This is a genomic window from Candidatus Methylomirabilota bacterium, assembly GCA_036001065.1.
Taxonomy (GTDB): Bacteria; Methylomirabilota; Methylomirabilia; order Rokubacteriales; family CSP1-6; genus MNEF01.
Map to the genome: position 1 here is coordinate 1 of DASYUQ010000104.1, position 18,365 is coordinate 18,365.

The 18,365-nt window shown below is 66.4% G+C and carries 16 protein-coding genes and 2 pseudogenes; 6 read left to right on the forward strand and 12 right to left on the reverse strand.

The window, feature by feature from the left end; translation table 11 throughout:
- The 7 genes from VGV13_09595 to VGV13_09625 form a co-directional block, all read right to left on the reverse strand.
- On the reverse strand, window positions 1-203 hold a 203-nt coding region (locus VGV13_09595), incomplete at its 3' end, for a hypothetical protein (GenBank protein HEV8641337.1).
- Window positions 204-205: 2 nt separating this feature from the next.
- On the reverse strand, window positions 206-991 hold the full coding sequence (locus tag VGV13_09600) for a protein phosphatase 2C domain-containing protein (GenBank protein HEV8641338.1): 786 nt from the start codon (window positions 989-991) through the stop codon (window positions 206-208).
- A 21-nt stretch (window positions 992-1,012) separates the two neighbouring features.
- The gene (locus VGV13_09605) at window positions 1,013-1,861 is read right to left on the reverse strand and encodes a vWA domain-containing protein (protein HEV8641339.1); all 849 of its coding nucleotides are present in this window, start codon (window positions 1,859-1,861) and stop codon (window positions 1,013-1,015) included.
- A 676-nt stretch (window positions 1,862-2,537) separates the two neighbouring features.
- Window positions 2,538-2,819, reverse strand: a complete 282-nt coding sequence (locus tag VGV13_09610) for a hypothetical protein (GenBank protein HEV8641340.1) — start codon at window positions 2,817-2,819, stop codon at window positions 2,538-2,540.
- A gap of 736 nt (window positions 2,820-3,555) precedes the next feature.
- Window positions 3,556-3,849, reverse strand: a complete 294-nt coding sequence (locus VGV13_09615) for a hypothetical protein (GenBank protein ID HEV8641341.1) — start codon at window positions 3,847-3,849, stop codon at window positions 3,556-3,558.
- A gap of 199 nt (window positions 3,850-4,048) precedes the next feature.
- Window positions 4,049-5,167, reverse strand: coding sequence for an alpha/beta hydrolase (locus VGV13_09620; protein HEV8641342.1), 1,119 nt, complete (start codon window positions 5,165-5,167; stop codon window positions 4,049-4,051).
- A 42-nt stretch (window positions 5,168-5,209) separates the two neighbouring features.
- Window positions 5,210-7,528 (reverse strand): xanthine dehydrogenase family protein molybdopterin-binding subunit, encoded by a 2,319-nt coding sequence (locus tag VGV13_09625; GenBank protein ID HEV8641343.1) that lies wholly within the window; start codon window positions 7,526-7,528, stop codon window positions 5,210-5,212.
- 142 nt (window positions 7,529-7,670) lie between these two features.
- Between VGV13_09625 and VGV13_09630 the strand changes: the two genes are divergently transcribed.
- The 3 genes from VGV13_09630 to VGV13_09640 all read left to right on the forward strand — a co-directional run bounded on the left by VGV13_09630 (window position 7,671) and on the right by VGV13_09640 (window position 11,291).
- On the forward strand, window positions 7,671-8,366 hold the full coding sequence (locus tag VGV13_09630; GenBank protein ID HEV8641344.1) for an isochorismatase family protein: 696 nt from the start codon (window positions 7,671-7,673) through the stop codon (window positions 8,364-8,366).
- Between the two features lie 61 nt (window positions 8,367-8,427).
- Window positions 8,428-9,441 (forward strand): TRAP transporter substrate-binding protein, encoded by a 1,014-nt coding sequence (locus VGV13_09635; GenBank protein ID HEV8641345.1) that lies wholly within the window; start codon window positions 8,428-8,430, stop codon window positions 9,439-9,441.
- Window positions 9,442-9,461: 20 nt separating this feature from the next.
- Window positions 9,462-11,291: a TRAP transporter large permease subunit gene (locus tag VGV13_09640; GenBank protein ID HEV8641346.1), complete on the forward strand. Its 1,830-nt coding sequence runs from the start codon at window positions 9,462-9,464 to the stop codon at window positions 11,289-11,291.
- Window positions 11,292-11,328: 37 nt separating this feature from the next.
- Here VGV13_09640 and VGV13_09645 read toward each other — a convergent pair whose 3' ends face one another.
- Window positions 11,329-12,264 carry an ABC transporter substrate-binding protein gene (locus VGV13_09645; GenBank protein HEV8641347.1) on the reverse strand — a complete coding sequence of 312 codons (936 nt, stop codon included), beginning with the start codon at window positions 12,262-12,264 and terminating at the stop codon, window positions 11,329-11,331.
- 541 nt (window positions 12,265-12,805) lie between these two features.
- Window positions 12,806-12,973: pseudogene (locus VGV13_09650) on the reverse strand (dehydratase).
- A gap of 150 nt (window positions 12,974-13,123) precedes the next feature.
- Here VGV13_09650 and VGV13_09655 point away from each other — a divergent pair.
- Window positions 13,124-14,284 carry a Fic family protein gene (locus VGV13_09655; protein ID HEV8641348.1) on the forward strand — a complete coding sequence of 387 codons (1,161 nt, stop codon included), beginning with the start codon at window positions 13,124-13,126 and terminating at the stop codon, window positions 14,282-14,284.
- Window positions 14,285-14,411: 127 nt separating this feature from the next.
- On the opposite strand, the gene VGV13_09660 is transcribed toward VGV13_09655, so the two are convergent.
- Entirely contained in the window at window positions 14,412-16,226 is a 1,815-nt protein-coding gene (locus VGV13_09660; protein ID HEV8641349.1) for a hypothetical protein, read from the reverse strand.
- A 335-nt stretch (window positions 16,227-16,561) separates the two neighbouring features.
- On the opposite strand from VGV13_09660, the gene VGV13_09665 reads away from it, so the two are divergent.
- Both VGV13_09665 and VGV13_09670 read left to right on the forward strand, forming a co-directional pair.
- Window positions 16,562-16,849: a ribbon-helix-helix domain-containing protein gene (locus VGV13_09665; protein HEV8641350.1), complete on the forward strand. Its 288-nt coding sequence runs from the start codon at window positions 16,562-16,564 to the stop codon at window positions 16,847-16,849.
- A 226-nt stretch (window positions 16,850-17,075) separates the two neighbouring features.
- The gene (locus VGV13_09670; protein HEV8641351.1) at window positions 17,076-17,549 is read left to right on the forward strand and encodes a VOC family protein; all 474 of its coding nucleotides are present in this window, start codon (window positions 17,076-17,078) and stop codon (window positions 17,547-17,549) included.
- 87 nt (window positions 17,550-17,636) lie between these two features.
- On the opposite strand, the pseudogene VGV13_09675 reads toward VGV13_09670, so the two are convergent.
- Window positions 17,637-18,200, reverse strand: a pseudogene (locus VGV13_09675) (alpha/beta hydrolase).
- Window positions 18,083-18,355, reverse strand: a complete 273-nt coding sequence (locus VGV13_09680; protein ID HEV8641352.1) for an SDR family NAD(P)-dependent oxidoreductase — start codon at window positions 18,353-18,355, stop codon at window positions 18,083-18,085. The pseudogene VGV13_09675 and the gene VGV13_09680 overlap by 118 nt, the downstream one beginning before the upstream one ends.
- Window positions 18,356-18,365 lie beyond the last annotated feature (10 nt).

Consider the following 18,365-nt stretch of genomic DNA (forward strand, 5'->3'; position numbering starts at 1 on the left):
CGAATCGCCCAGGTCTTCCTGAATGAGAAGAACCCGCCCGGTTTAATGCCTTTGTAGACCACGGCGTTGGCGCCGGTGGCCGGCTTGGGCATCCCGAACCGATCGAGCTCGAGGGCGACCGCTCGTAATCCTGGGTCAGCAAAAGCCTTCTGCGGGTGCTGAACCGCCTCATGGTATTCGGTCAGGTCCGGCCAGGCCCCCATCGTTATCTCTCCTTCGCTGCAACCGGTGCATCGTGATGAATGACGCGGACCAGGGTAAAGTCGTCGTTGCGCAATCCATGCTTGCGGCCGTAGGCGACCATCGCGGCAAAGCTCTCTGGCGTACTCAGCTTCCGGTACAGCCACCTCCACAATGGTCGCCCGTCTTCCTGCTGTTTCAGCAGCCAGGCGGCCATCGCATCGCTGGCGAGCAGAAGCATGTCTCCATCGCGCAGGCTGCCCGTGCTGATTTGGATCCGTTCGTGCGGCGGTTCGCCGTCCGATCTCGAGCCGATCAGATACGGGCTCATGGTGAATTGCGACGATTGCTGCAAGGGGAACGCTTTGAGCACCCGCATCCCTTTACCGACGTCATCGACCTGCATGAGGCAACAGTCACCAACGGCCAGCGCCGTCCACCGGTTCTGGTGAGCGTCAATCTCGACGCCGAGAAACGCCGCGAACGCGCCCTGCTCGGCCTTTTCGCTGGCGAACCAGGGGAGCGGGCGTCCCGCCAATCTTCGCCGCCAGAGGCGGCGCGCGGCCCCAAGCCGCGCAAAAAACTCCGCCCCGGCGAGCTCACTGCGCACATAGCTTTCGGCGAGCAACACCGCCCAGAGCTTGGCGAAACTGCTTTCGGTGGCGCCATCGGCCACCGCCACGCGGATGCCGGCCGGGGTACGAGTTTGCCGATGCGCCCATGCATCCTCGTATTCCTCAACACTGTTGCCCGACTTTGGGCAACAGAAGGCCTTGATGTCGCACGGGTTGGCCGCCGTGGCGTGGTTCACCGCCGGAGCTGCCCACTGGTCTCAGCGCAGGCGCACATTAGCCGGCCGCGTGCCGATATCGAGAAAATGGATTACGTGCAACGGCTGCGCGTTGAAGATGAATCCGCGCGAGTCTTCCGCGGCCGGCAAACCCAGCTCCGTCGCGCGTGCAACCATGAACGGTGTGAGCGTCGATGACGCGTCAAACAGCGCCTTGGCATACTGATCCGGAAGTTTGTTGGCGTTGCCCGGCAATTCGATCGATGGCCCGGCCGTCGACGACAGATGGATGTTGAAGAGCAACGCCGAACCGTCCTCGCCGCCGACCGCCGTCAACTTACGCGCCGCGGCCACGAGATCTCCATCCGTTGCCTCGCCGTCGGTGATGTTGATGACGATCGGCGGAAATCCCTGCGGATGCTCCTGGCACCACGTCTCGACAATCTTGGTTGCGTCCTTGAGCGCGGCGCACATCGGAGTACCCCCTTTCCCATATGGGTCGAACCAGACTGGAAATTTCACAGTTTGGTCCATCACCCCGCCGGCGCCATCGTCCGATTGCTTTGTTCGTTCTTCGATGCGCAACGGCTTGCTTGCCAATTCACTGATCGGTACCAAAGAGCGCCCGCTCAGCTCACCGCCGAGCGCCGGTTTACAGCTGTCTTCGCTGTAGCCCAGCACACCGACGTGAAAGTAGTCGTAAATAGAGTCCGATTTGGCGCAACGGATGCACAGATTATGAATAAGCTTGTTGAGTATCGTCGCCAGCTCCTCGGCCTTCCTTCTGCCAGCCTCTCCGCCGCCAAAAGCGTCTTCCATCGACTCCGACTGGTCGATCAAAAACAAGAAACAACCCGGGGTCTTACGACTGATTTCGGCCTGGTATGCCATGGTTTCCCTCCAAAGAGTTCATGGCGAACGCGGTGCCGTCGACAGTGTTCCTTTCTCGTTGCGGTCCTTGAGAAGCTTTACATCGTCGTACACGCCGCGCGGGAATCCGTTGTACCCGGTTGCGAGCAGTAAGCCGTCCGCCGACACAGTCACGGCGCCGACAAGGCAATCTGGGTCTTTCGACTTTCGGGCCACGGTCATGGCGATCTCAAGAAAGTACTCATCCCAGTCGGCGATGTGGAGGCGCGGGTCCGACCCGTCACGTATGCAGGGGGTAGAGGAAGCACCGTTGTCTGCCATGTCCAGCGGACTACTCGCAAGAATGGGACCAAGGCATCGGTAGAGTGAGCTTCGAGAGAGTCGCTTGTGATTTTCGAGACTTGCTGAACGGCGTCAGACAGCAGCTTTGGCCGCGTGTCAGGCGGTCACACCAGGTCACGAGCAGGTGACACAACGAGATGCCGGCCACATCGATACGGCTGGCAGCCCGGCGCCGAGCACGCTGCACCGGACGCAACCCAGGCGCAACCACGCCTCCCCCCGCCGTCATAGGCCGAGGAAGAGTGCCCGCTTTCACAGGGAGTCTCGTTACGCGTCGCCTAGCCCGCGCGCGAGGGTAACTCGCCCCACGTGAACCCCCAGGCACACGGGGCGGAGGCTGGATCCGACGAAGCGATCAGCGTGTGATTTCGTCGCCGCGCCAGCGAATCAGCTTGCCCCGCTGGACAGCCGGGCAGATCTCTCCCCTGGCTTTCCGGCGGAGCAAGGTCTTCGGGCTCAGATTCAGGCGGGCGGCCATCTGAGAGGTTGCCAGCAGCTCTCCACGTCGGCCCGGCGCCATGTGGTCGAGGACGCGGGCGAGCGTATCAAGCGCGGCGAGGTAGGGGGCCCAGGCCGCTTCCTCTCCCTGGCAGACCAGGTCCTCTAGTCGACCGAGCCGCGCCAGGAGAAGCTGCACTGAGCGCTCTAGGCGGGACGTCGCATCGACTGTGGCTTTCATACGTGGGCCAGCGCTAACGATCCCTGAGACATTCACGCTCCGGCGCACCCGTTGGTTCCCGCAGCACCACGGTCAGATGTGCATGAATCAAGAACGGCTTACGGAGACGACAAACATCCCGCCGCGCGCTCACGGAGATCTTGCCGTACCGCCCGGGGATGACCGGAAAGCCCTCGGCGTCGGCCTGGACCCGGAACAGATACGGGTTGGCCCCTAACCGGAGGCGCTGTACGGCACGCTGCTGCTCCGATAGCTGTCTGCGATTTGCTTCAGGGATCACCGGTCACCAGATCAGCTCCGATACGAGAGCCTCGACAAGGGCGTGGGAGATGCTGAACGCGCGAACTCATGTGTCAACGGCTAGCGAGCGAACAATGTGCCAAAACCAGTTCGTAAGGCTCGACGTCTCGCAAGTCCTCAAAGAATCGGGCAACCCTCTACGCCGAGCGAACGTGCCTGAAAACGTGCCCGCGGCGGGCTACGCTCGGCCCACAGTGAGCCAACGGGAACCAACGGAACAAGAGGTAACCCCTCGGCGAATCGGCGATTCGCCGAGGGGTTCTGGTGCGAGTCACGGTCTCATAACCCAAAAGGTCGCTGGTTCAAATCCAGCCCGCGCAACCACGGAAGATGAGGGGCTAGGGAACGCGACTCCCTAACCCCTCCGTGCTTTTGTCCGTATCGTGTCCGTGTTCTACCGCGCAGAGGCTTCGGCAGCGGAGCGGAGCGGGGTCACGTTCGAGGCGGCGGGCAGGGAAGCGACGTAGGCGGTGGTTTTCACCACCGCGTCCCGTAGGTCAGCCTCCGCGACGATGTTGTAGCGGTCGAAGATAGCGCGAGTGCGGTGGCCGCTGATCTTCATGGCGACGGCCGGGTCCACACCAGCGCGGACCAGGCCCACCAGGCCGGGCAGGCCACCGCAGGGGCGGCCTGCAAGCCAGCAGGCGACGCGATTGGGGACCGCCGCGTCGACGGCCTCGCCGATCACGCCCTCATCGAGGGGACGCCCGCGGCCCGTTCAATCCCATGACCTTGATGATCACGGCGGTGGATGCCAAGAGAGACCTCGATAACGGGTGGCCGCGGCGCCGCAGTGTGAGTGCGGGACGACGCTCCGCATGACGGCGGCGCACTGCATGACGTGTGCGGCCGCGCAGCGTTCGCCGGTCCGGATGAGACTTGAGGGACTATCTCCGTGCCCTCACCGCGAGCCGATCGGCAAGCCAATCGAACAAGGCAGGGATGGTGTAGGGGAATCCATCGTACGAACAATGAATGGAGCCCGGCTCCCCGGGCTTATAAAGGATGAGCTGCTTCTCGGTCCGCGCCTCGTCATAGATGCGCTGCGCATGCCGCGCGGGCACGAGGTGGTCGTCCTCGCCGTGAACGACGAGGAGCGGGCAGGAGATCTTGTCTACCACGCCCTTCAGGGAAAAGGCCTTCAGTCGCTCTCGGGCGTCCTCGAGGTCCTTCGCTCCCGTGAGCCAGCGCAGCTGGTTCCGGATGGAAGGATAGGTGTCGTAGAGGTCGACACCGTCGTACAGGGCGCCGAAGATCGCGCAGGCGCTCAGGCGCTTCTCGAAGGCGGCCGCCCGCGCCGCGTAATAGCCGCCGAAGCTCCTGCCAATGAGGGCGATCCGGCTGTCATCGACCTCCGGCCGTCGTTGGAGATAATCGATCGCGGCGCCCACGGGTACCTCGTAATCGTGGCGGCTCACGATCCTGCGATGACGGAGGGTCTCGCCCTGTCCCGGCATGTCGACCACGAGTAACGCCATGCCGCGCTCGATGGCCGCTCTCCCGCCCAGGAAATACAGCTCCTCCTTCAGCACGTCGGCCCCGGCTACGTACACGAGGCCAGGCGCCTTCTTCCCGCCCTCGTTCATGGCCGGGTAGAAGTATCCGGGCAGCGTGGTGTCCTCGTACGGCACCTCCACCTGTTCCAGAGGCGGCGTGAAGTAACGGCCGGCGGCTCGGAAACACGCGACGCAGCGGTCGTAGGTGTGAACGCGTCGCGTGTCCTCGGGGAGAAGGAAGAACTCGGCCCAGCGGTAATAGTTGCAGGCGCGCAGATAGTGATCGCGGGCGCTGATCGTGTGACCGGCCGCTTGCGCCTGTCTTCCCAGGCCGTCAATCTCCTCGGCGAGGTGCAGCCACTCGCGGTACCACGACTCCTTGTCGCCCAAGGTCATGCGCTCCGCGGCCCGGTAGATCTCGTTGAACTCGCCGCCGCCGTAAATCCCTTCGGCGATCGGACGGATCAGATGCCACGACCAATCGAAATCTTGCGGCCACATCTTGAACATCCCGTCACCTCGTGTCCGGATGACTCCTCGTCACATCGATCCTTATCGTCTCGGCTCGTTCCTGGCGCGCGCGAGCATCTCAAAGATTCGCGCCGGAGTGACGGGCAGCTCGCGGATCGTGATCCCGAACGCCGCCAGGGCGTCCTCGACGGCGTTGGCGATGGCGGGACCCGGCGCGATCGCGCCGCTCTCCCCGGCCCCCTTGATTCCCAGCTCGTTGATGATCGACGGATGATCGATCAGGGCCGTGGTGATCTCAGGCAGATCGGCGGCCCTCGGCATCGCGTAGTCCATGAAGCTCCCGGTCACGAGCTGGCCGCCCGCATCGTACACCAGCTCTTCCATCAGGGCGGCGCCGACGCCCTGGGCCACCCCGCCGTGGAGCTGGCCCTCGACGATCATCGGATTGATGGGGCGGCCGCTGTCGTGAACAGCGACGTAGCGGAGCAGTCGCACCGCGCATGTCTCCACGTCGACCTCGACGGCCGCGGCCTGGGCGCCGAATGCCCACGTGACGGTTTTGGGATAGAAGTAGGCGCAGGTGTTCAGTCCGGGCTCTCCCGTGGGGGCCAGGACCTTGCCCTTGGCCGCCACCTTCGCCACCTCCCCGAGCGCGACGCTTCGTTCGGGCACGCCGGCGACGTGCAGGCGACCGTTGTCGGGCACGATGTCTTCGGGGGCGCATTCCAGCATGGACGCCGCGACGAGGGCGGCGCGGCGCCGGGCTTCGCGGGCGGCCCTGGCCACGGCGGGACCGGCATTGGCAGCGAGCCGGCTGGCCAGCGCGCCGAACCCATACGGCAACGCGTCGGTATCCGCGCCGACGATGGTCACGTCATCGAACGGCACGCCGAGCTCCTGGGCGGCGATCTGCGCGAACGTGGTGGCATGCCCCTGCCCCTGGGACGAGAAGCCCACGAAGACATAGACCTGCCCGCTGGGATCGACGCGCACGTTGGCGCCCTCGTACGGCCCCAGCGCGGTGCCCTGGTGATAGCACGCCACCCCGACGCCGATGCGACGGCGCCCGCCTGGCTGCGACGCCTGCCGCGCGCGGTGCTCCCGGTAGCCGATGAGCTCGAGCGTCCGATCGAAGGCGGCCAGGAAATCACCGGGATCATAGACGATCTCCACGCCGTCCTTGTAGGGCAGCCCGGGCCGGTACGGCATCTCCTCGGCCCGGATGAGGTTGCGCCGGCGGATCTCCGCCGGGTCGAGCCCGAGGCGACGCGCCGCGATGTCGAGCAGCCGCTCCATCACGAAGGCGGCCTCGGGCCGTCCCGCGCCGCGGTACGCCGCGCTGTAGGTCTTGTTGGTGACGAGGTTCTCGCAGACGTTGCGGTAGTGCGCGACCCGGTAGGGCGAGCACAGGTGGACGACGGTGTTGAGGATCGCCGCGTCGTCCTGGATGGTGTAGGCGCCGAAGTCCGCCTGGAACTTGCCGTCGATGGCCACGATGGTGCCGTCGCGACGGAATCCTACGCGCACCTCGTGCGTCTGCTCGCGATCGTGACAGGTGGCCACGAAGTGCTCCTGCCGCGTCTCCATCCATTTCACCGGTCGCTTCAGTCGACGCGCCACCGTGGGAACGAGGATCTCCTCGGCGTAGGTCTGCGCCTTGGCGCCGAAGCCGCCGCCGACATCCGGCGCGAGCACCCGGATCCGTTCGACGGGCAATCCGAGCACGTGCGCGATGGCCCCGCGCACGAGATAGGTCGTTTGGGTGGAGGTGATGACGACGAGAACCCCCGTGAGCCGATCCTCGTAGGCCACCACGCCGCGGGGCTCGATCGGCATGCCGGCGCTGCGCGGATGGCGGAGCCGCTCATGGACGATGACGTCGGCCGTGCGCATCGCGGCCTCGGGCTCGCCGATGGTGCGCTGGGAAATCCCCGCCAGGTTGTCGGGCCACGCCTCGTGGATCCGCGTGGCGCTGCGCAACGCCGACTCCGTCGAGGTGATGACCGGCAGGTCCTCGTACTCCACGGTGACGCGGGGGAGCGCATCGGCCAGGCGGTAGGCCGTGTCGGCCACCACTGCCGCGATTGGCTCGCCGACGTAGCGGACCTTGTCGCGCACCAGCACGGGCTGCTGGTAGTCGCGGAAGTTCTTGAGCTGCCCGTAGGCGGGAATGGCCTCGCCCAGCTCGGGCAGGTCGGCCGCCGTGAAGGCGGCCACCACGCCCGGCAGGGCCAGCGCCTCGTCCACGATGACCTTGCCGAGGCGCGCGTGAGCGTGCGTGCTGCGCACGACGCCGACATGCAGCATGTCCGGTAGCGCGAGGTCGTCGAGGTAGCGTCCGCGGCCGGCCACAAGGGCGCGGTCTTCCTTGCGCCTGAGCGATTGTCCGATGACGGTCATCGACTCGAGGGCCTATTACGACCACCACGGCGACGAGATGTCAACCAGGCCAGGGCGTGCCGTCGGTTCGCCCGGCGGTCTTGACAGGCGCGGCGAAGCGGTGCTAGGTGTTCGCGCGGAACCGCGTAATGGAGGAGAGTCAATGGCGATCTGGGACGATGTGATTCCCGAGGCCGAACGACAGCTCTATGCGAAAGGCGGCATGGGGGAAGGGCGGGTCGGCATGGGGGAGAGGCCGGCCATCATCGTGGTGGACATGACGTACGGCTTTGTAGATAGCGCCTTCCCCCTCGGCCACAGCGCCACCGGATATCCGGCGGTCGCGGCCATCCGCCGCCTGCTGGAGCACGCCCGGCCGCTTGGCATCCCGGTCTTCTACAGCCGCTCCAAATCGGGGGCCACGACCTGCGAGCGGGGGCGATGGAAAGGCGGCGGCTCCATCGCACACCCGGGGATGCTGGACCCGAAGGCCAACACGATCGTGCCGGATATCGCTCCGCAACGCGGGGACATCGTCATCGCCAAGACGTGGCCCAGCGTCTTCTTCGGCACGGATCTGCCCAGCTATCTCATCTACCACCGGGTGGACACCCTGATCGTCACCGGCATGGTCACCAGCGGCTGCGTCCGCGGGACGGCCATCGACGCGTTCTCCTACAACCTGCGCGTCATCATCCCGGAGGAGTGCGTGGCCGATCGCGGCCAGACGAGCCACAAGGTGGCGCTCTTCGAGATTCACATGAAGTACGGCGACGTCCTCCCGCTGCACCAGGTGATGGCCGAGCTGCACTCGGCGTGTGCGGGACGAAGCCGATCGACCGCTCCCGCAGCCGTCTAGACCGTCGCCAGGCAGCCGCGCACCGGCCTGACCGACAAGGAGGCAACACATTATGGGGATCATGGGCCGTCGAATAGTGGTGCTGCTGGTGCCCTTGACGCTGCTCGCCGTGACCGGTGGCGGTGGGCCCGCGGCGCAACCTTCCGGCAAGGTCGTCATCAAGTTCTCGCACAATCAGCAGACGATCACGCCGCCCCACAAGGCGGCCGAGATGTTCAAGCAGTTGGTCGAGCAGCGCACGAAAGGGTATTACGAAGTCCGGATCTACCCCGCGCAGCAGCTGGGAGGTCTTCGTGACCAGGTGGAAGGCACCATCCTCGGCACCATCGAGGTGACTCAGCAGACGCCCCCCACCATCTCCCTCTTCGTTCCGAAGGTCATGGTCTTGGACTTTCCGTTCCTATGGACCGACGAGGAAGCCATGTGGAAGGTGCTGGACGGCCCTCTCGGTCAGGAGCTGCTTCAGTCCCTTGAGGCCAAGGGACTGAAAGGCGCGGATTTCTGGAGTTCGGGATTCAAGAACTTCACGTCGGGCAGGAAGCCGATCCGGACGCCCGACGACTTCAAGGGCATGAAGATCCGCGTCATTCCCTCTCCGCTCCTCTCGGCACAGTACGAAGCCTGGGGGGCGAGCCCCACCCCCGTGGACTTCAAGGAGCTGTACACCGCCCTCCAGCAAGGGCTGGTGGACGGACAGGAAAATCCTTCCGGGACCATCGTCGACGTGAAGCTCTACGAGGTCCAGAAGTACATGACGGAGAGCCGCCACGGCTTCCTGCACTACCTCATGATGTTCAACAAGAAATGGTTCGACGCCCAGCCGAAGGCGAACCAGGAGATCCTGACTCAGGCCATGAAGGAAGCTGGGCGGTGGGAGCGGAAGGCCATGCTGGATCGTGATGCTGAAGCCACCCGGCGCATCAAGGAGGCGGGGGTCCAGGTCACGGCCCTCACCCCACAGGCACGCGAACAGTTCCGCCAGCTTTCCCTGAAGGTGCATGAGAAGTTCGCGGATCGCGTGGACAAGGACTACCTGCGGCGGGTGTATGCGGAGATCGAGAAGGCCACCAAGTAATCGGCCCCTGGGCCCGTGGTGTGCTGCAGAGCATCCTCGCCCACGGCATGGAAGCGGCCACGATCTTCGTCATGGCCGTCCAGGTCGTCGTGGTGTTGGCCGGGGTGGTCTTCCGCTACATCGTCAACCGCCCGATCGCGGGGTCCGACGAGATCGCGACGTTGGTCCTGGTGTGGCTGACGTTCCTGGGCGGCGCCGTCGCGCAGCGGCGGCGGGCCCACCCGAGCGTCAGCCTGTTCATCGAGCGCCTCGATCCCCGAACCATCCCCTACGTTGACGCCGCGACCCGGCTGGTCGAGGTGTTCTTCTTCGCCTGCATCTGCTGGCAGAGCCTGGGATTGTTCCAACTGCGCTGGGGCGAGCCCTCGGCGGGCGCCGGATTCGACATGGGCCTCTATCCCGCGGCGCTCATCGTCGGCGTCTCCGCGACCTTGCTGTTCGCGCCGGGACAATTGACCGCTGTGCCGAGGCGGCCTCTGCTGGTTGTTCTGGCGGGCGCCGGTGGGCTGGCAGTGCTTTATATGCTGGCGACCCACGTGGCGGGTTTCCAGTCCGCACGCATCGATTCCACGACGCTCTTGATTACCGGCTTCGCCCTGCTGCTCGTGTTGAACGCGCCGCTGGCGGTGGCGCTCGGGTTCCCCGCGCTCCTTTACTTAATAATCCTGGGCGGGCCAAACCTCCTCATGCTGCCACAGCGGCTCATCGCCGGGGCGGACAACTTCGTCTTGCTCGCCATCCCCCTGTTCATCCTGGCGGGTGCCTTGATGGAGACAGGAGGGATCTCGCGCCGTCTGGTGGACCTCGCCATGGCGATCGTCGGGCACTTGCGGGGCGGGCTCGCGCACGTGACGGTCGTTGCGGAGCTCCTGTTCTCGGGCATCTCGGGCTCCACCACAGCGGATGTGGCGGCGATGGGCTCGCTGTTGATTCCCTCTATGGAGAAGGCGGGGTACAGACGCGAGGAAGCCGTCTCGATCGTGAGCGCCGCCTCAGCCATGGGCATCCTGGTGCCGCCCTGCCTGCTGATGGTCATCCTCGCCACCATTGCAGACATCTCGGTTACGGCTCTCTTTCTGGCCGGCTTTCTGCCCGCCGCCGTCCTGGCCACGGCGCTGATGCTCCTCATCTATTTCAAGGCGCGGCGCCAGGATTGGCCGGTGGCGGCCCGCGCGTCGTGGCGGGGTCTGGGATCCGCCGCGCTCCATGCCTTCCTGCCGCTCATGCTGCCGGTCCTCATCTTCGGCAGCATCTTCACGGGCGCCGCCACGGTGACCGAATCCGCGGTCCTGGCGGTCGTGTACGCGCTGATCCTAGGCGTGTGTGTGTACCGGGAGACACCGCTCCGGGATCTCCCCAAATTGCTTCTCGAGAGCGCCATGCTGAGCGCCGTGAGCATGTGGCTCATCGCCAGCGCCTCGGTGTTCACCTGGCTCCTGGCCCGGGACCAGGTCCCTCAGATGGTCTCCGGCTGGGTCCTCGCCGTCTCGGGACAGAAGTGGTTCTTCATCCTGGCGAGCGTCGTGGTCTTCACCTTCTTCGCCGCCCTCCTCGAGGGATTTCCCGCGGTCATCATTCTGGGGCCGATCTTCTATCCCATCGCCACCCAGATGGGGGTGAGCACACTCCATTTCTCCATCATCATCGTCGCCTGCGTGGGGATCGGGCTCTTTCTTCCGCCGGTCGGCGTGGGCCTGTTCATCGCCTGCGGCATCGCCCGCTCCTCGATGGCACGCGTGATGCCGATCTTCTGGCCCTATTTGCTGGTGCTGCTGGTGGGCTTGCTGATCGTGTCGTTCGTGCCCGGGATCACCCTGGTGCTCCCGGAGAAGTTTCTCGGATTGCGGTGAGGATCCTCTGTCCCGGCGACCGCGCTCGGCCTGTGAGCTACCTCATCCAGAGGTCGCGGAAGCGGGTGGCGACGACGTCGTCGTAGGCGACCGGCGCGGCAAGCAGCCCGAGAGCGCGGGCGAAGGCGCTGACGGCGGTGACCGACGACTCCGAGATCGTGGGGTCGTAGAACGGCAGGTCGCGCTCGACCAGCGTCGCGATCATCTCGGCGGCCGCCGGCGGGAACCGACGCCGCCCGACGTCGCTCGCGCGCCCCGGCGCGGCGCGGAGCGCCCGCTGGGCGGCGACGATGCCACGCACCGCGGCGGCCACGCGCTGCGGATCGCGCGCGATGAGGGCCTCGGTGGTGACGAGGGCGGCGAAAGTGAAGTCCCGCGCCGCTGGGGGGCCGTCGCCGCGCCGGACGTCGACCACGATGCGACCCACGCCCTGGCGCACCGCGGTCTCGCTGCCGAGGGCGTTGGCCCAGAACCCGTCCAGCAGCCCCGCGCGCAGCGCCTCCGCCGCGAGGACGCCGAAGGAAGCGCCAGGACGCTCGGTGCCCGGCACGCGGGCGATTTGCACGCCATCGCGCTCGGGATCGACGCCGGCCTCGGCCAGCAGACGCCCGAGCGCGGCGTCCGGTCCCGGAGCGGCGCCGATGCGGAGGCCCTTCACGGCGCGCACGTCGCCGCGCGTGGCGGGAACATCAGCGCGCAGCACCAGCAGCCACGGCGTCCCCTGGGCCACCGTCACCGCCAGCTTTGCCCCCTGGAAGCCCGGAAAGGCGGTGAGCGTGGTGTGGGCGCCCGTCACCACGAAGTCCACCTCACCGTCCCGCAGCGCCGCCATGGCCCGCGGGGCCGGCGCCAGCAGCTCGACCCGGCCGTCGAGCCCCTGGGCACGGTAGAAGCCAAGCTCCTCGCCTGCGAGGGCGGGGAAGTAGGAATTCGTGACGAGGTCGGGCACGGCGATGCGGGCGATCGCGCTCATGTTCGATTATTTCTCCCCGACGCGTGTGCTCGTCGCCGGGCCCATGCCGTAGATGATGATCTCGCACTCCTCGGTCTTGGCGCCGTCATAGTGGACCTTGCCTCGTAGTGCAGGATCGAGGGACCGTGCGTCAGTTCCGCGTTTATCCTTCCCGCGTTTACCATACGCGCGGTCGATCCGGTCACGTTCACGTATTAGGCACCTATAGCTGATCGAAAAAGTGTGCGTGTTCGAGCCCGCCCCGCGCCCTTTACATGGGACAACTTCACAGTGACCTTGGGAGTTGTCAGCTGCCTCTACTAACCTTGAGACTACTCTAGTACGGTCGCGCCGCTCTGTTCGGACTGACAAGAAATCTGGTCCAAGCCCTTAGTGCGGCCAGGGGTTGGACTCGTTAAATGTTGGCCGTGTTTTGGACGTGAACGGCGCCCAACCCGGCCCAACCGGCCCCAAGATGGCTGTGGCCTAAACGCGGGCCGGGCTACGGGTTTCGAATGTCTGCTCCTCGCTATGACATCCTGCAATGTCTCCGATTGCCGTGCTACGTCGAGCGGCGCGGTACCACGAGATTCGCGATGACGACCTGAACGGCCTCGTCGTGTTGGTTGAGCGTGGTCGCTCGCACCTTGATCAACCCCTGATCTGGACGCGACCTCGATGGCCGCACCTCGAGGACCTCGCTCTCGGTCCGCAACTCATCTCCAGGCCGGTCTTCAACTCGTTGGCAAGCGTGATCCGCGGCACCGGCAACATGGCGGTCCCGGCCGGCTAAATGTGTAGTCGATTAGAGATAAAATCACCTAGGTGATTATCGAGATAATCGCCTAATAATATAGTTTATTTATGGTAGAATCGACTCATGCTGCTCCCATACGACGCCAAGGCCGTCGTCGACCTAGTCGGCGAATTGGACCGCTGGAGAACCCAACTCGACTACCGCGGTCCGATCCCGCGAGCGTGGGCTGGCCGCCTCCGGCGCGACCTTGAGGCGGAGGCGGTTGCCGCCTCCACCTCGATGGAGGGGGTACCTGTCACGGTCGAGGAGGTCCACAGGATTCTTGCTGGGGACCGCCCCTCGGAGACACGAGAGGAGGACGCAGCACTCGTCCGCGGCTACCGCGACGCCATGAGCTTCGTCCTGCGACGCGCAGACGATGCAGCCTTCAGGTGGGATCGCGAACTGCTCATCGGCCTCCACGATCGAATCCTTGCAGGAAATTGGGGGGCCGGGGCAGGACGGTTCCGCACCGGCCCGGCGTATGTCGTGGACAACCGCACCGGCGAACTCGTGTTTCAGTCAACGCCTCCGGAGAACGCGCCTGGTCTTGTTGACAGCGCGTGTTCGGTCATACAGAAGGGGCTCGAGCATCCCGCCATCGGTGCCGCCTGGATCCACGGGGCCGTGGCTGCCATCCACCCGTTCAAAGACGGCAACGGTCGGGCTTCCCGGGTTGTCGCCTCTCTGGCGATGTATCGAGGGGGCTTCAAACTCCCGGAGTTCACCTCGCTGGAAGAATGGTGGGGACGACATCTGTCCGACTACTACGCGGCGTTCCGGTGCCTCGGCGAGACCTTCGATCCCGCCGTCGATGTCACGCCGCTCATCCGCGCCCACATGGAGGCCCAACTCCGCCAGGTGCGGGCTCTCGACCTGAGAGAACGTGTTCAGCAGAGGATTTGGACGGCGGTGGAAGAAGCCGTGACTGCCACTGGCCTCGCGCCCCGTGTGGCCAACGCGGTGTGGGATGCCTTCTTCGGGCGGAGCGTCACCCCGCGCTACTATCGGCCGCTTGCCGACGTGAGCCCGGCGACCGCGACCAACGATCTCGCTGCGGCGGTTGCGGCCGGTTTCCTGCGCCCGGAAGGCAAAGCCAGATCACGGAGGTATCGAGCCGGAGACGGTCTCTATCCTCGGATCGGGGCAGCGCTCGGAGTGCGGGTCGACGAGTCGGGGGACCTGGCAAGAGCGATCATCATCGGCGAACTGACTAAGCGCGTCGCCTCAGAGAGGTCGAAGTAGACCGCTGATCCAGAACTCCGTCAGCGCGTGCGGCGCCTCCCCGATTTCCGGCGGGGGGCGTGGGCGCGGAGCCAGCGCGTCGCGTCCGGCGTCGCCCGCCACGCCTCGCCGAGCTCCGCCTCGCAGCTCACGGCTTCCTCCCGGCTGCCCGGGGCGTAGCTGGCGGGGTCGGGGCCAGGCCATTCGCTTTCACCCGCGAGGAACTGCGGCACGTGGCGGTTGGTCCGGAGCGCCTCGCGCAGGCGCTCGCGCGCGGCACGGCTGTCGCCCTCGCGCCGGAAGACCGAGAGGGCGCGGCCGTAGCGCCAGCGGTCGGCTCGTCGCCGAACTGGTCGAGGAGCGTGGCGACTTCCGCATCGCGCGCGCCGAGCAGGAGCGCGGCGAGGAGCGAGTAGCGCACGCCCTGATTGTCGCCGGGATTGAGCCGGAGCAGCTCGCGGTAGTGCTCGATGGCCTCCTTGCGCCGGTCGAGAGCCTCCAGGCACCGGGCGAGGCCGAACCGCGCGCGCATGTACGGCCGGGTCCGGACGATCCCCCAGAAGTGGCCTGCCTCCTGCGCGAACAGGTCCGACCCCAGCGCGCGTTCGCCAGCCGCCACGCCCGCCTCGTAGAGGGTCCGGGCCTCCTCCGGGTGGCGGCTCTCCTCGGCCAGCATGACGTAGGCGTCGGCGCAGTCGGCCGACAGCTCGAGCGCCTTGCGGGCGAGCTGGATCCGGCGGCGCCCGCGCGCCTCGAACGCCCGGTACATCAGGTCCTGTGCCTTTTCCAACGGGGTGGTCGCGGTGGACGGCAGCTCATCGATCGGCCCTGAGAACCGCCGGTGGAGGGCCGCGTTGGCCTCGTTCAGGGACTCGAACATCGAAGTCTGTGCGAAGCGCTCGACCTCGGCCATCACGCGCTCCATGGCCCGGCGGTCCGGCGGCCCCGGCTGCCGCGGGGGCGGTGCGTCGAGCGGCGCGAGCAGTTCGGGGATCGCGAGCGTAGCCGCCCGCGGACCCTCGTGGGTCCGCACCTCGCGACTCCAGCGGCCGCTGTCGATCTCCGCCTCGGTGCTTTGCGCCAGCGCGAGGAGGAGGGCTTCCAGGTCGGCGAGCTCGGCCGCGCGGGGCCGACGGAGCCGGCCATCCGGACCGAACCACATCGTGACGGGGTAGGCCGACGGGCCGGCCACGGGCAGGTGGTGCTCCTCCCAGAGATCGACATCGCCGAACGGCATGTCCGGGAGCGGGCCGTAGAGCACGGCCCACTTGCCGCGGCCGCTCAGGAAGGCCTCGGGCTCGAGGCTGGCCTGGAGGGCCTCGAACTCCTTCGGGCTTGCGAAGAAGCCGAGTCCGAAGGTGCGGCCGCCGGCGCCGAGCACCGTGACGTGCCTGAGGCCGGGAGCGACGGCGGGCGCCTCGACGTGGATGAGATCCGCGTCGCTGAGGTACCGCCAGGGCGCGGCCTGGTAGAAGTCGTGCGCGGCGGCGGCGAACGCCCGCATCCGCTCGACCGTCACACCCGGCGCGTCGAGCGCGTCGGGCGGCGTCGGGGCGTCGTCGACCTGTCGTGCCATCTGCCGGACCATCTGGTGGACGGCCGGGAGCCCGTCGCGCACGCTCACCGCGAGCTCGGAGTCGGCCAGCGCGGCGGCGAGCTGGGCGCCCAGAGCCTCATCGGCCACCTCCAGGCGGGCGGGCCGGCACCGGGCGAACTTGAATCCGAGGTCGGCCAGGGACTGGAGCGCGAGCGTCGAGTCGGGCGCGGCGTCTGCCGTCTCGAGCTGGACGTTCACCAGGCCCGTCGCGAGACTCACCCACACCGCTGCCCACGGACGGCGCAGAGCGCCGTCCGGCTCTTCGAGCCATGCCCGCACGCGGACCAGGCCGCCCTGCCAGACTTCCTCGGAGCGGCGCGGGAGCCGTTTGAAGCGGTCGATGACCAGTGACGGGATCGGCGGCATCGGTGCTCTCCCCAGGGAGCCAGCACTTCCTGTGACGACCGGATGTTACCCCGGGGCGAGGCCCTTTCGCGCGTAGAGTTGTGGACCCGGTCCTTCCGCTCGGCGAGCTCGTCGTACACGCACCGCGTGTTCAGCGTCACGGCGAGACGCCGAAGAGGTCGCGGCCGCTTGGTGATAGAAGTGCCCTCGGCATCCGCGATGGCGCGTCCGTGACGTTCGTCGGAGGGCCAAGATGCGTGCGCGCAGCCGCCGTCACGCGGCGTCGCGGTCGCGCTCCCGCTGACCTTACCTCCCCATGGGTGACTTTCCTGCCGAACGCTCTTGAGGCGCCCGGCGTGGGCACACGACGACCCGTCACCATTTCCCTCCCGCCGCAGCTCCTCAAAGATGCCGAGCGGATCGCCGCGCAGGAGAATCGCACGAAGTCGGAGCTGCTCCGAGAGGCGCTCCGCTTCTACATTGACACGAGCGAGGTTCGGAGGCGCGCGACACGCGAGCGGCTGTTCGCCTTCGTCGACGGAGTGCAGTCACGAACGAAGGGGATTGAGCCTCGTGGCATTCGGAAGCTGGTCCGCGAGGCGGTCGACGCGGCTCGCCGCACGCGGCGGCGTGCCACTGCGTGAGGGCCGCGCCGGTTACTGGCGCAAGGGCAAGCAAACTTATGAGCGAGAACATCAGGTACACGGTCGAACCTCTCGGAAGGCTCAAGGTCGTTCCTGACTTCCTTCCTCGCCCCGAGGACCTGGTCTTTCGGGACGAAGGGGTCAAGGTGAGTGAACCGGGTGTACCCTTAGCCACGGTGTATGCGATGGTGACTGACCGTGACTCCCTTCAAGGAAGGAGACCGCGATGGCGGTGAAGAAAGTTCCCGAGGGGCACAACCGCGTCTCGCCCTACCTGATCGTCGACGGCGCCGAGCGCGCGCTCGACTTCTACAAGAAGGCGTTCGGCGCCGTCGAGCTGTTCCGGCACAAGGCGCCGACCGGGAAGCTCGGCCATGCCGAGGTGCGGATCGGCGACACCGTCGTCATGCTCGCCGACGTTCATCCGGACTTTGACGCGCACGGCCCGGCGCACTACGGCGGCTCGCCGATCAGCCTGCACATGTACGTCGAGGACGTCGATGCCGTGGCGCGCCAGGCGATCGCTGCGGGAGCGAAGGTCAAGCGGCCGGTCGCCGACCAGTTCTACGGCGACCGGCTGGGAACGTTCGAGGACCCGTTTGGCCACACGTGGCACATCTCGACGCACATCGAGGACGTGTCGGGCGAGGAGCTCGACCGCCGCGCGAAGGCGGCGATAGCGCAACACCAGAGGCGCTAGCGGCTACCCGGCGTAGATCTTCTCCGCTTTCGGCCGCTTCGCAACCGATTCACCTCGCCCCGGAGACTGGTAGGAAAGGGTGGCACCTTAGGCCTTGAGGAATGCCAGCAGGTCGGCGTTGAGCCGGGCCTTGTGCGTGTCGGTCAGGCCGTGGGGTGCGCCTGCATAGACCTTCAGGGTCGCGTTCTTGACGAGTTTCGATGAGGCGAGAGCCGCGGCGCCGATCGGCACGATCTGGTCGTCGTCGCCGTGAAGGATCAGCGTCGGCACGTCGAACTTTTTGAGGTCCTCGGTGAAGTCCGTCTCGGAGAAGGCCTTGACGCAATCTAGCGCGTTCTTGTGACCGGCCTGCATCCCCTGGAACCAGAACGCGTCCCGCATGCCTTGCGAGACCTTGGCGCCCGGCCTGTTGACGCCGAAGAACGGCCCGCTGACATCCTTGAAGAACTGCGAGCGGTCGGCGGTGACGCCGGCGCGGATGTTGTCGAAGACTTCGATCGGCAGCCCGCCAGGATTGGCCTCCGTCTTCAGCATCAGCGGCGGGACTGCGGAGACCAGCGCCGCCTTGGCCAGACGTTTCGTGCCGTGGCGGCCGATGTAGCGGGCGACTTCACCGCCGCCCGTGGAGAAGCCGACCAGGATTGCGTCTTGGCCAGCGATCTGGTTACGGCATCGACGGCCGCCTTGGTGGCGCTGTAGACCGCGGTGTTCGGAAGCGTGAGGGTGCTGGCGCTCGAGCTGATATTGATGATGCTGCCGCCCGCGGAGTCGAAATGCCTTACCGCTTCCTTTGAAGCGAGGATCAGACCGAGGACG